Origin of the sequence: Xanthomonas sp. NCPPB 2586 (genome assembly GCF_041475775.2) — a bacterium.
GTDB lineage: Bacteria > Pseudomonadota > Gammaproteobacteria > Xanthomonadales > Xanthomonadaceae > Xanthomonas > Xanthomonas campestris.
Genome location: NZ_CM192981.1, coordinates 1,111,593 through 1,125,075 on the forward strand (window position 1 = coordinate 1,111,593; position 13,483 = coordinate 1,125,075).

Below are 13,483 nucleotides of genomic sequence, written 5' to 3' on the forward strand. Positions count from 1 at the left end.
CGATCGGGGCGCGTACTGCGAAGTCCTGCCGCATCCAGCGGTAGCGGTGGTGTGAGTGGCGTTAGCGGCCAACTTGCAACACTGCATCCGATTCCCGATTCCCGTTTCTCCATTCCCGGCTGCTGATTCCCCTAACACGCTCTGTGGGAGAATACTGGTCTCCGCTTCCAGCGGTGTTCCCCTCCGCTTCCATAGACGCCCATGACCCAGCCCACCCGCCGCCAGCTGGCCAACGCCATCCGTTTCCTCGCCGCCGATGCGGTCGAAGCCGCAAAGTCCGGCCACCCCGGCATGCCCATGGGCATGGCCGATATCGCCGAAGTGCTGTGGAACGATTTCTTCCGGCACAACCCGAACAATCCGCAGTGGTTCAATCGCGACCGTTTCGTGCTGTCCAACGGGCACGGGTCGATGCTGCAGTACGCGCTGCTGCACCTGTCCGGCTACGACCTGCCGATCGAGCAGCTCAAGCAGTTCCGTCAGTTGCACAGCAAGACCGCCGGCCACCCCGAGCGCAGCGAAACGCCTGGGGTGGAAACCACCACCGGGCCGCTTGGGCAGGGCTTTGCCAATGCAGTCGGGTTCGCGCTGGCCGAGAAGTTGCTGGCACAGCGTTATAACCGGCCCGAGCTGGAAATCGTCGACCACCGCACCTGGGTGTTCATGGGCGACGGTTGCATGATGGAGGGCATCTCGCACGAGGCGGCCTCGCTGGCCGGTACCTGGGGCCTGGGTAAGCTGGTCGCGTTCTGGGACAACAACCAGATCTCCATCGACGGCAACACTGCCGGCTGGTTCAGTGACAACACCCCGGCACGCTTCGAAGCCTATGGCTGGCATGTGATCCGTGATGTGGACGGGCACGACGCCGACAAGATCAAGGCGGCCATCGAGGCGGCGCTGGAAAACAGCGACAAGCCCACGCTGATCTGCTGCCGCACCAAGATCGGCTTCGGTGCACCCACCAAGTCGGGCAAGGAATCCTCGCACGGCGCACCGTTGGGCAAGGAAGAGCTGGAAGGCGCGCGCAAGGCGCTGGAATGGCCGTACGGCCCGTTCGAGATTCCCGAAGAGATCTATGCCGGCTGGCGCGCAGGTGGCACCGGCACGCTGCGTCAGGCCGAGTGGGAGCAGCTGTTCGACAAGTACGCCAAGCAGTACGGCGAACAGGCCGACGAGCTGACCCGCCGTTCGCGTGGCGAGTTGCCGGCCGACTTCATCGTCCAGGCCGATGCCTACATCGCCAAGGCGCAGGAAGACGGCCAGACCATCGCCTCGCGCAAGGCATCGCAGCTGGCGATCGAAGCGTTCGCACCGCTGCTGCCGGAACTGGTCGGCGGCTCGGCCGACCTGGCGCATTCCAACCTCACCTTGTGGAAGGCCAGCAAGTCGGTCGCCACCGACGACCCGAACGCCAACTACGTGTATTACGGCGTGCGCGAATTCGGCATGACCGCCATTGCCAACGGCTTGGCGCTGCATGGTGGCTTCATCCCGTTCGACGCCACCTTCCTGGTGTTCAGCGACTACGCGCGTAACGGCGTGCGCATGAGCGCGTTGAATCCGGCGCATGCCATCCATGTGTACACGCACGACTCGATCGGCCTGGGCGAAGACGGCCCGACCCATCAGCCGGTCGAACACCTGGCCTCGCTGCGCTACATCCCCAACAACGATGTGTGGCGCCCGGGCGATGCGGTGGAGTCGGCGGTGAGCTGGAAGGCCGCGATCACTCGCAAGGACGGCCCGAGCTGCCTGGTGTTCAGTCGCCAGAATCTGCAGCACCAGCCGCGCAGCGCCGAGCAGATCAAACTGATCGAACGCGGCGGTTACGTGTTGGCCGATGCCGAAGGCGGCACGCCCGACGTGATCCTGATCGGCACCGGCTCGGAAGTGGGCCTGGCAGTGGAAGCGAAGAAGACGCTGGATGCGGCCGGGCTGAAGACACGCGTGGTGTCGATGCCGTCCACCGACGTGTTCGATCGCCAGGATGCCGCGTACCGCGAGCAGGTGCTGCCCAATGCCGTGCGCAAGCGCGTGGCGGTGGAAGCGGGCGTGACCGGCTTCTGGCGCAAGTATGTCGGCCTAGATGGCGATGTGGTCGGTATCGACACCTTCGGTGCCTCGGCGCCGGCGGATCAGCTGTATGCGTACTTCAAGATCACCGCCGAGCACGTGGTCGAGGCCGCCAAGGCGCTGTAATGCGTTGTGGTGTTGATTGAAAAAAGCCGGCGAAAGCCGGCTTTTTTCTTGGGATGTCTGCGCGATGGGTGATGCTGCGGGCAGGCAGCATGCACCGCCGCGTGCATTCCAAGACGTGGCGGCGTGGCGGATCACTGGCGGTGCATGTTGGCGACGCAGAGGTCGATCTGGCGCACACAGGCGGCGGCCCAGATCCATGCATCACTGCGTGCAGGTCACTCGCTGCATAGCGTTGCAATGCTTAAAAACAAGTGCACCCGATAAAGCCGGGCGCAGAGGTGCAAGCGTCTTGGCCCGGCATTGCCGGGATCAGCGCGCGTCGTTCGCCACTGCCTGCGCACGGACCCGGGTGGTCAACACCTGCAACTGCGTGTCCATCATGGTCGGGTTGGGGTCGTGGCCAGTGCGCGGCAGGATCAGGAACTCTTTGGTCGGCGCTGACAGCGTTTCGAAATACGCTTTGCTGACCGTCAGCGGCGTGACCAGATCCTGGTCGCCTTGCAGCAGGTAGACAGGCATTGCGAAGGCCGGCCCGAGTGCGCGCAGGTTGATCTGCGGCCCCATGCCATTACCCGCCAGCCCGACAAATTGCAGGAAGGAATAGTCCTCGCCGGCCTCGTAGGCCGCGCGATACTCGGGCGTGTCGTACTCGGCAGAAAATCTGAACCAGTCGGCCGGCGCCGGCTCGGTCCGCAACGCTTCGTACTTGCGGCTCACGCGCCGCAGAATCCCGAAATTGCGCGGGTTCGTCCACGGCGGCGGGCCGATCTGTTCGAGCTTGCCGAGCGCATCATGATCGTTGGCTGCCTGCACCAGCTGCATGGTCGCGGCATAGCCGGCCGCCACGTCGTCCTGGTAGTTGACCAACTGCGCGGTGCCGACATACGCATGGAATAGGTCGGAGTTGGCCTTGGCCATGTGGGCGGCCAAGGCCGAGCCCCACGAGCCACCCATCAGGATGACCTTGCGCTTGCCGAGCTGTTGCATCGCATGGCGCGCCACCTCAACACCGTCTTGCGTCAGCCGTTGCATGGTCAGCGCTTCGCCCTCGGCAGGCTTGTTGGCGGCGTAGGTCTTGCCCGAGCCGCGCTGATCCCACTGCACGACGGTGAAGTCGCGCGTCCAACTGCCGAACAGGCGCTGCGCGAATGGAGTATTGGGGTTGCCCGGCCCGCCATGGACGATCAACACCACCGGATTGCGGCAGTCGGCGCCCTCGACCGTCACCCATTGCTGGATCCCGCCGATCTGTACAAGACCTGCCTCATGGACCGGCGCACCGGGCACCCGGCAGGTGTCGGCCAATGCGGATTGTTTTGGTGCTGCCACGCCTACCACGGGCGCGCACAGCGCCAGTAATGCAAACGCCTTCCAAAAGTTGTTCATATGCTCCTTGGTGCGCTGGCGCCCGGCATGCGCTGGGCGACGGTCCGTTGTTCCGCTGGTGCGCGGCATCCGCGTCGAGTGTTGCGCATGGGCGAACTCGGCCGCAATGACTGTGAGTACTGATGTGCCTAGGCGGACGAGCGCGTTGTAAGCAAGCGCGCGCCATGGGCTTTGTTCGCTCGATATCAGCAGGATCACGTGACGCCGCCTGCGGATCTGCAGAGCAGATCCAGTGGAGATACCGCGCCATGGGATCGCGGACTCGACCGACGTGGCGAGTCGCTGGCACCGGCACCGTGCCGGACAGACCCACTCCAGCACGGCACAAACCAGCCTCAGGTAGCGCTTGCTTCTCTCGACAACCTGCCAAAACCAGCTCCGGTTTGCTATTTAAAATGTGAATCATTCCCATTAAAATGATGCGTTGCCGATGGTATGGCACCCGTTCCTCCCCCTTTGTTGCCGGCGCTGCGATCGCCTGCGGCCCAATCCGTCTGCGTTGGAGTCCCCCGATGAACCGTAGTACCCAGATGCGTCTTCCTTCCGTGGGCGCGCGCCGCCATGTCCTGCCGCGCGCGCTGTTCGCGGCACTGTGCACGATGACGGCCGGCCAGGCCCTGGCCGAAGCGCCCGCTGCTGAGGCCGCCGCCGCCGCCGATGCCGAGGTCACCACGCTCGATGGCGTGAACGTCACCGGCGAGCGCGGCTACACGGTGGAGAAGACCACCGCCGGCACGCGCATGAACCTGTCGCTGCGCGAGATTCCGCAGTCGGTCACGGTCATCACCCGCGACCGCATGGACGACCAGAACCTGCAGAGCATCACCGATGTGCTCAACAACGTCACCGGCATTTCGGTGGCACAGAGCGACAGCGAGCGCCTGGAGTTCTACGCGCGCGGTTTCTACATCGACAACTATCAGTTCGATGGCATCCCTGCCTACATGGAGCAGGCCTGGAGCTACGGCGACTCGGCGCTGGACGTGGCCCTGTACGACCGCGTTGAAGTGGTGCGCGGCGCCACCGGCCTGCTCACCGGCTCGGGCAACCCGTCTGCCTCGATCAACCTGGTGCGCAAGCACGCGCTCAGCCGCGAGTTCACCGGCACCGTGTCGGTGGGTGGCGGCGATTTCAACAAGACCCGCAGCGTGGCCGATGTCACCGTGCCGCTCAGCCCCGGCGGCAATGTGCGCGCACGTGTGATCGGCGTCTACCAGGACGGCGAATCAGACATGGACCGCTACAACCTGCGCAAGAAGATCGGCTCGGCGATCATCGATGCCGACCTCACCGATAGCACGCTGCTGAGCGTGGGCTACGAGTACCAGAAGAAGGAATCGGACGACGTCACCTGGGGCGGCTTCCCGCTGTTCTTCAGCGACGGCACGCGCACCAATTACGACCGCTCGTTCAATCCGGCCGCCGATTGGACGTTCTGGGACACGCGTCTGCAGCGCACCTTCGCCAGCCTGCAGCAGGGCTTCGACAACGGCTGGACGCTCAAGGCCAATGTCAGCCATGAGAAGACCGAAGCGGCCAATCATCTGTTCTATCCGTTCTATACGATCTTCGGTTTCGACCGCGCCACCGGCGGCGGTGTCGTGCCGTATTCGGGCAACTGCCTCACCGAGCGCAAGGCCGACGGCGCCGACGTGTACGCGGAAGGCCCGTTCCAGCTGTTTGGCCGCGAGCATCACCTGGTGGCCGGTGCCAGCTATAACCGCCGCGAATTCACCAACAACGGCACCTTCGATTTCCCGGCGCCGCTGGATACTTACTTCGGCTGGAATGGCGCGTACCCGGAACCCAACTGGAGCCCGCGCACGGTGCAGAGCACCGGCACGATCAAGCAAAAAGCCGCCTACGTGGCGGGCCGTTTCTCGCTGGCCGACCCGCTGACGCTGCTGGTGGGCGCGCGCTACACCGACTGGCAGATCGATGGTGGTAACTTCGATGCCGCGCAGGGGCTTGTACCGTTTTCCGACACCTAGACCGAAGTCACCCCGTACGCCGGCCTGGTCTACGACATCAACGACGTGTGGTCCACCTACGTCAGCTACACCGAAATCTTCAACCCGCAGACCTTGCGCGATGCCAACGGCGGCTACCTGGATCCGTTGACCGGCAAGGGCTACGAAGCCGGCGTCAAGGCTGCCTGGTTCGACGACAAGCTCAACGCCTCGCTTGCGGTGTTCCGCATCGAACAAGACAACCTGGGCGTGGCCACCGGCGGCTTCGTTCCCGGTAGCAGTGAATCGGCGTATGAGGCCGCCAACGGCGTGGTCAGCGAAGGCTTCGACTTCGAGATCTCCGGCCGTGTGACCGCCGGTTGGAACACCACCTTTGGTGCCTCGCATTACACCGCGCGCGATGACAGCGGCACGTCGATCAATACGCAGCTGCCGCGCACCACCCTCAAGCTGTTCAACAGCTACACCCCGCAAGGTGCGTGGAGCGATCTGACCGTGGGTGGCGGCGTCAATTGGCAGAACCGTTCGTACTACGTTGACCCCGTGTACGGCGCGTTCCAGCAGAGTGCCTATGCCCTGGTTAGCGCGTTTGCGCGGTATCGCCTGTCACCGCAGTTCTCGGTGCAGCTCAATGTCGACAATCTGCTCGACAAGCGTTACTACGCGCAATTCAATGGCGGCTACGGCGCATGGGGCGCATCGCGCAATGGCATGCTGACCTTCAACTACACGTTCTGACCGACGCACACCTGGGGCGTTTCAACCTCTGATGGGCTTGGCAATCACACAGGCATCTCGCAGGGATGCCTGTGTTTTTTTGTGCGGTGCTGATCTGTAATCTGATCGTTCTCTTGCGACTGCGACGACGTTTTCCACGTAGCAGGAACAAGGATTGTTTGCGTTGAGATTCTGCGAGACGCGAACGCTTGCGACACTGTTGCCACTTAAAGTAGTGCCAGATTGGCATGCCAACGCCCGTCTACATGGCGCGCGCGCCAGCGCTGTAGCGCCACACCCGCGCCGACGCTGATTCAAGGCAAATGCGGCTCCAGATGCGGCGCCATCACTTGCGCAATCCAGTCCATGAACAGACGCACGCGCTGCGGCAGATGCCGGCGCTGCGCATACAGCAGCGTGACCGGCATCGGCTCCGGTGCCATCTGCGCCAACACCTCCACCAACGCGCCACTGTCCAGATGCGCCTGCAGCGGGCTGGCCGGTGCCTGGATGATGCCCAGCCCCGCACGTGCGGCGGCAAGGTAGGCATCGCCGTTGTTCACCGTCACCGGGCCGCGCATCGGCAGCCAGTGGTACTGCGCACCGTCGTGGTATTCGAACCCGGGCGAGCGTTGGCCCAGCGTGGAGACGTAGTGCACCAGATCGTGCTGCGCCAAATCCTCAAGGGTCTGTGGTACGCCACGTTGCGCCAGGTACTGCGCGCTGGCCACGTTGATGATGCGCAGCACGCCCAGCGGCCGGCCGACCAGGCTGGTGTCTTCCACCGTGCCAACCCGCACCACGCAATCGAACCCCTCGCGCACCAGGTCCACGCGGCGATCGGTGCCGCTGATTTCGATCTCCAGCTGCGGATGCTGGGCAAGAAAGGCCGGCAGCGCGGGAATCACGAACTGCCGCGCAATGCCGGCCGACATGTCCACGCGCAGGCGCCCGCGCAACTGGCTGTGGTCGCGCTGGAACATGCCCTGCAATTCGTCCATGTCGTCGAGCAGATCGCGGCTGCGCTGGTAGAACGCGGTGCCGTCGGCGGTGAGTTGCACGCGGCGGGTGGTGCGATGCAGGAGCTGGGTGCCCAGCGAGGCTTCGAGCCGCTGCACGGCGGTGGAGACGCTGGCCTTCGGCAGGCCCAGCGTTTCGGCGGCACGGGTGAAGCTGCCGAGCTCGGCAACGCGCAGGAAGGCGCGAAGCGTGTCCATCGTGTCCATGGATTGGTCGCTGAGAGTGAACGGTGCAATCAGGATGTGGCGATTTATGTCATGCCGCAAGGCTAATAGCCTGCGTCCTGTCCATTCACTCGCGGAGCACGGCATGCACAGCACCACGCCCATCACCCTGATCACCGGCGGCAGCCGCGGCCTGGGCCGCAACGCCGCACACGCACTGGCCGCCGCCGGCCACGACATCGTGCTGACCTATCACCGCCAGGCCGACGACGCGGCCGCGGTGGTGGCCCACATCCAGCAACTGGGCCGCCGCGCGCATGCCCTGCAACTCGATACCGCAGATGTGTCCACGTTTGCCGACTTCGCTGCGCAGCTCAAAGACGTGCTGGCCGGTTGGGAGCGCACCCAGTTCGATGCGTTGGTCAACAACGCCGGCACCGGCTTGCATGCGCCTATCGCCGACACCACCGCGGATCAGTTCGATGCGCTGGTGAAACATCCATCTGAAAGGGCCGTATTTCCTGACCCAGACCCTGTTGCCGTTGATTGCCGACGGCGGGCGCATCCTCAATGTCTCGAGTGGTCTGGCGCGTTTCGCGCTGCCGGGGCCTTCGGCCTACGCCATGATGAAGGGCGGCATCGAAGTGTTCACGCGCTACCTGGCCAAGGAGCTCGGCGCACGTGGCATTTCCGCCAATACTCTGGCCCCGGGCGCGATCGAAACCGACTTCAATGGCGGCAGCGTGCGCGACAACGCGCAGGTGAACGCGATGGTGGCCTCGGTCACCGCATTGGGCCGGCCGGGGCGGCCGGACGATATCGGCCCGGTGGTCGCCGCGCTACTGGCGCCCGGCACGGCGTGGATCAATGCGCAGCGGATCGAGGCATCCGGCGGCATGCTGATCTGAGGATCACTGCCGTGCCTTCACTGCGCTGATGTGCCCTCGCTGCACATCGGCGCAGGTGGGTGCCAGCAGCGGGTTTAGGTGTTGAGTGATGAGGCGGAGCACGGCGCGTTGCGCAGCATTAAAACGCATCGTCGCTTGATGGCCGAGATGCTCTCGATGATCTAGGCCACACATCAACACCTGGATTTGAACGTGTCGCTAATCAGGTATCGCGGACGCCTGCGTGCCGCGCATGAATCGTAGAAATAGTGCATCGCTGCGGCACAGTGCGCAGCAGCGATGCAATTCACTGCACTGATCATGCAATGCGGCCGTGGCAGGCCGTCATTGCAACGACTGATCACCATGCAGCACCGGGTAGGGATTCAGCGCCTCGCCCTTCCACCATTCGCGTTCCGGGCCAAGGCGGTGAATCTCGAAATGCAGATGCGGTGCGGCGGGATCGGCATTGCCGGTGCTGCCGACGTAACCGATCAGCTGCCCGCGCTTGATCACCTGCTTTTCGGCCAGACCGTCCGCATAGCGCTGCAGATGCGCGTAGTAGTAGCAGTACCTGCCGCCGGGCTCGAACTGGTAGACCGTCAGGCCGCCGCGTTTGCTGTCGAACAATTTCTCCACGGTGCCGTCGGCCACCGCGAGCACCGGCGTGCCGGCCGGTGCCAGGATGTCGATCGCATCATGCACGCGGCCTTCGCTGCGCGCGTCGGTGAAGGTGTCCTGCAACTGGCTGCTAGTGATGCCTTGCACCGGGATCAGCAAGGCCACGTTGTTGCTTGCCGATGCCTGCTCTACCTGTGCAGCGGACGGGCCACCGACCGGTGCCGCCATCGCGCTCGCTGCCTGTGCCGGCGCAGCTGCCGCCGCTAGCGGTGTGGCAGCAGCCATCGCCTCAGGTGCTGCTGATGCGGGCGCGCGTTGCGCAGCAGGCGCGGATGCCGTGGCTGGCGTCGCCACCGCTGGCGATGCAGCCACAGGGTCGGCGGCGTGGCGCAGGTCCAGCCACCAATACCCGGCCGCACCGATCAGCACGCCCACGATCAGCATCATCAGCGTCTTCATGGCTTACTCCTGCATCACCACGGGCACCGAGGCGTCCACCACGCTGGCCAGGTTCACCACGTCCCAGTTGGTCAGGCGCACACAGCCATGCGATTCGGTCTTGCCAACGTGGCCCGGTTCCGGTGTGCCGTGCAGGCCGTAATGCGGCTTGGACAGATCAATCCACACGCGGCCCACCGGGTTGTTCGGGCCCGGCGGCAGCGTGGCCTTGCCTTCGCCGGGTTTGGCATCCCAGAACAGTTTGGGGTTGTAGTGGAACTTGGGATCGCGTGAAATGCCCAGGATCTTCCAGCGCCCGATCGGCAGCGGATCGTGCTTGCTGCCCGAAGACACCGGGAACTGCGCGTACACCTTGCCCTCTGCATCGAACAGCCGCAGCGTCGAATCGGATTTGTCGATCACCAGCTTGGCCGGCTTGCTCAGCGCAGGCACACCGTCCACGTTGGGCGCCTGGATCACGCTGCCGGCCTTGCTCAGGTCAACACCCGGATTGAGCTGGCGCAGCAGGTCCGGGTCGGCGTGGAAACGCTCGCCGAGCGCTTCTTCGATGGAGACATAGCCCAGCGCCGGCAACTTCGCCTGCTCGGCGGGGCGGTCGGGAATCGGCTGGAACGGGCCGGCCACGTCGGCATCGGTCAGCGTGTACTGCACCAGTGCCGGCGTGGTGTCGGCCTGCAAGGCCTGCCAGGTGGCGTCATCCAGCTCGCCGGTAACCTTGATGCGGTGTGCGGCCTGGAAACCGGAGATGGCGCGCTTCTGGTTCGAGCCGCGCTGGCCGTCGATCTGGCCGGGCGAAAAATGCGCGCGGTCCAGCAGCACCTGGGCGTGCAGGTCTGAACGCGGTCCGGTGCCTATCGTGGTCGGTGCGCTGATCGGTGCAGGTGCGGCGGCCGGCTGCTGGGCTTGCGCGACCGAGGACAGCGCCGCGCCCAGGGCCAGGGCCAACAAACAGGCGCGAGCATGAAAACGTGAAGGCATGGGTGGTTCCAGAGAAGGCGTGCACGCACCTTGCCGCAGTGGGCTGCGTACCCGCCGTGAAATCCCTGCACCCGGAGTAACTGCCATAAACCACTGAGGCCGGTGACGCGCGCGTGCGGCAATGCGCCAGTTGCCTAAGCACTGCCGCCAAACAACGCGCGCTCAGGTTGATTGCCGCGATCAGTGGCATGCACATGCGACGCGCGGCGGCGCAGCTCTACATTTCCACGCAGACCATTGCCGTGGCCACGGCCCGCACAAAGACGGGAAGACCGGCGCTGCGTCTTCCTATCGCCGCTTGGTCAATAGGTGTATCCCACCGTCAGCATGTACGCCCGCCCGGTCTGCACGTAGGCGCCGTCGGCACCGGGGTCGTAGGCCATGTAGCGTTTCGATGTGCCCTGCGTTTCGTAGAACGTTGCCGCATTGAGCAGGTTCTTCGCCGACACGCCCACATCGACATGGTGGGGCAGGTGATAGGTGGCGTTGAAATCCAGCGACTTCACCGGCTGCAGATAGTAGTTGAGCCGATCGGTGGTCAGCCCCAGCAATTGCAGGCCGGTGTAGTTGTAACTCAGGTCGGTACGCAGATGGCTGTCGTCGTAAAACAGATCCAGGTTGTAGATGCGCTCCGGCGCGCGCGGCAACCAGGTCTTTTCCGGTTGATCCGCCCGTTTGCTGTCGGCTGCGCTGTGCTGCAGGGTGAGATTGGCATTGATGCCGAAGTGGCTCCAGATGCCGGGCAATGCCAGCAGCCGTTTGCTTGCCGCCAGTTCCAGGCCGTAGAGCGTGGCGGTGCCGCCGTTCTGCGGCATGGTCACCGGTACGCCGTTCTCGAAAGTGGTGCCGGTCGGCACCAGCCCGCCGAGCGTGTTGTCGTTGCTGGTCGCCGACTGCGAGGTGTAGATGAAACCGGTGATGCGTTTGTAGTAGGTGGATGCACTGAGCACGCCGCCGTCATGGTCGTAGAACTCGGCAGACAGGTCGGCGTTGTCTGCCTTGCTCGGTTGCAGATCGGGATTGGGTTTGGAGATGCCGACCACGGTCTGGGTGTCGTCGATCGAATACACGGTTTCGCCGGAAATCAGCCCGAATGCCGGCCGGCTGAAACTGCGCCGCAGCGAGGCGCGATACACGGTGAGGTCGTCAGGCCGGTAATTGATGCTGATGCCGGGTAGAACCTGGCCATAGGTGCTGCCTGTCCCGACAAACTCGCCGGTGCTGCCATCGCCACGCGATTGCCAGGAATCTGCCGCGTAGCGAGTCAGTTCGTAGCGCACACCGGGCAGCACGCTCACCGAGCCGATGTGCAGCGCCGCCATCGCATAGCCGGAATAGATTGCTTCGGTGCTGGCGGTGGTGTTGGCGTTGTAATCGTTGGCGGTGTAGACACCGGCGCCGGTGGGGTCGTTGAGGTACTTGTAGGGCAGCGCTTGGGCCAGCATCCAGTTGCGGTCCAGCAGCTTGAACGGCCCGGCGTAGTGGCCGTTGAAGGCGTTGCCGGTAATGCGCCCGGGGATAGCGCTCAGCGGCGGGCCACCGGCCATGGGAAACGCATAATTGGGGCCACCGAAGTACGGGCCGTTGGTGACGAAGTTGCCATCCTTGTGGAAGAACGGATGGTCGTAGGCACCGCGGTCGGCGTGGTCGGCAGACAGGCCCAGTTTGACGCTGTCCAGCAGGTCGCCATCGACCTAGTAGGCGATATCGGTGTGTGCGTTGACGCGGTTGTCGTGGCTGCCGGCATCATGGCCCTGCACCTTCCACAGCAGCGGCGCGTCCAGGTCGTAGAAGAACGCTTTCAACGCAGCGGCGCTGGGGCCGATGCTTGGATACGTCGGGTCGCTCAGATCGAAGGCGAAGCTGCCCGGGGTAAAGCCGTACAGGCTCGCCGACACGTAATCCGGGCGACTGCGGGTGCCGCGCCCGACAGAGGCGCCGTAATCCACATGCAGGCGATCCAGCGTGGTCTTGCCGCCCAGTTGCAAGGTTGCCAGTGTCTCGTCGATGTCGTGCGTGTTGAAGTAGCCGCCACGTACGGCAGTGGGTTGGTTGCGATAGGTTTCCAGGCGCGCGCTGGACTGGTCCTGCTGGCCGGTGACGCCGTAGCTGCCGTAGATGGCACGTGCGTAGAGCGCACTGGTGTCGCCCTGCCAGTCGAGCGAGAGATTGCCGCCGTAGCGTTCGATCTGGCTGGTGTAGAGGCTGTACTTATAGCGGGTGCTGATCAAAGGCCCGGCAGTACGCAGGTCGGTCGCATTGGCCAGCGCCGGATCGGCAGGCACGTATTTGCTGTTGGGCGCAGGCGCCTGCGCCATGTTGTTGTTCTTGCCGTAGTAGGCGGATGCGTAAACACCGAACGCATGGCCATCGCCAAATTTCCAGGCCAGTTCCTGCTGCAGCGTACCGCCGCTGTCCTTGCCGCCCAGCGTGGAGGCCAGCGCGTTGAATTGGCCTTGCGCGGTGGTCTTGGCGTAGAGGTCGCGATCGAAGTCGAAGGCATTGGGCGTGCGCATGTCGATCGCACCACCGATCGAATCGCCCGGCATGTCCGGGGTGGGCGATTTGGACACCTGGACGGACTGGATGCCGAACGGCGCCAGCATGTTCAACGAGATCGCGCGCGTTGAAGAGTCGGTCTCCGGCATGCCGACACCGTTGAGCGTGTAGGCGTTGTAGCTGGCATCCATGCCACGAATGCTCACATACGCATTCTCGCCGGTGGTGGCCTGGCCCAGGTGCATGTCGCTATACGCGGACAACCCTGGCATGTGCGCCACCACATCGGCAATGCCGCCCGAGGGAATGGCATCGATCTGCTGTTTGCGCATCACGCTGTTGACGCTGCTGGACAACCGTTGCTCGTCGAACGAGCCGGGTGTGGCGACGTGCTTGGCCTGCACGGTGACCGCATCCAGGGTCGTGGTGCTGGGTGCAGGCGCCTCGGCGAACACGGGTGCGGACAGTGCCAGCGCAATGGCGCAGGTCAGGCGGTGGGCGGAACGGGGATGCTGCATGCGGTAGCTCACAAGGTGGAAAACGAGAGGGCGCCCGGCCCGATCACGCGGGCACAGGCGAT

The 13,483-nt window shown here is 64.3% G+C and carries 5 protein-coding genes and 3 pseudogenes; 3 read left to right on the forward strand and 5 right to left on the reverse strand.

Features of this window, described 5'->3' with window-relative positions:
• Positions 1-201: 201 nt before the first annotated feature.
• Positions 202-2,202, forward strand: coding sequence for a transketolase (gene tkt, locus ACCQ09_RS04695; protein ID WP_011038323.1), 2,001 nt, complete (start codon positions 202-204; stop codon positions 2,200-2,202).
• Between the two features lie 309 nt (positions 2,203-2,511).
• On the opposite strand, the gene ACCQ09_RS04700 is transcribed toward tkt, so the two are convergent.
• Complete coding sequence (locus ACCQ09_RS04700) at positions 2,512-3,507, reverse strand: alpha/beta fold hydrolase (RefSeq protein WP_011038322.1); 996 nt, start codon at positions 3,505-3,507, stop codon at positions 2,512-2,514.
• 593 nt (positions 3,508-4,100) lie between these two features.
• Between ACCQ09_RS04700 and fhuE the strand changes: the two are divergent.
• Positions 4,101-6,296, forward strand: a pseudogene (fhuE, locus tag ACCQ09_RS04705) (ferric-rhodotorulic acid/ferric-coprogen receptor FhuE).
• 293 nt (positions 6,297-6,589) lie between these two features.
• Here the strand turns inward: fhuE and ACCQ09_RS04710 are convergent.
• Positions 6,590-7,501: a LysR family transcriptional regulator gene (locus ACCQ09_RS04710; protein WP_052844646.1), complete on the reverse strand. Its 912-nt coding sequence runs from the start codon at positions 7,499-7,501 to the stop codon at positions 6,590-6,592.
• A gap of 103 nt (positions 7,502-7,604) precedes the next feature.
• On the opposite strand from ACCQ09_RS04710, the pseudogene ACCQ09_RS04715 reads away from it, so the two are divergent.
• Positions 7,605-8,367 (forward strand): annotated as a pseudogene (locus ACCQ09_RS04715) (SDR family NAD(P)-dependent oxidoreductase).
• 324 nt (positions 8,368-8,691) lie between these two features.
• Here the strand turns inward: ACCQ09_RS04715 and ACCQ09_RS04720 are convergent.
• From ACCQ09_RS04720 to ACCQ09_RS04730, 3 genes and pseudogenes are all read right to left on the reverse strand, one after another.
• Complete coding sequence (locus ACCQ09_RS04720; RefSeq protein ID WP_040940743.1) at positions 8,692-9,426, reverse strand: M23 family metallopeptidase; 735 nt, start codon at positions 9,424-9,426, stop codon at positions 8,692-8,694.
• A gap of 3 nt (positions 9,427-9,429) precedes the next feature.
• A complete protein-coding gene (locus ACCQ09_RS04725) occupies positions 9,430-10,404 on the reverse strand; it encodes a L,D-transpeptidase family protein (protein WP_040940744.1) in 975 nt (324 codons plus the stop codon).
• 302 nt (positions 10,405-10,706) lie between these two features.
• Positions 10,707-13,421 (reverse strand): annotated as a pseudogene (locus tag ACCQ09_RS04730) (TonB-dependent receptor).
• Between the last annotated feature and the right edge of the window lie 62 nt (positions 13,422-13,483).

Bases quoted from the DNA above. Each gene is read 5' to 3' on its own strand.
- tkt (WP_011038323.1), top strand. From the start codon at position 202: ATGACCCAGCCCACCCGCCGCCAGCTGGCCAACGCCATCCGTTTCCTC.
- ACCQ09_RS04710 (WP_052844646.1), bottom strand. From the start codon at position 7,501: ATGGACACGATGGACACGCTTCGCGCCTTCCTGCGCGTTGCCGAGCTC.
- ACCQ09_RS04720 (WP_040940743.1), bottom strand. From the start codon at position 9,426: ATGAAGACGCTGATGATGCTGATCGTGGGCGTGCTGATCGGTGCGGCC.
- ACCQ09_RS04725 (WP_040940744.1), bottom strand. From the start codon at position 10,404: ATGCCTTCACGTTTTCATGCTCGCGCCTGTTTGTTGGCCCTGGCCCTG.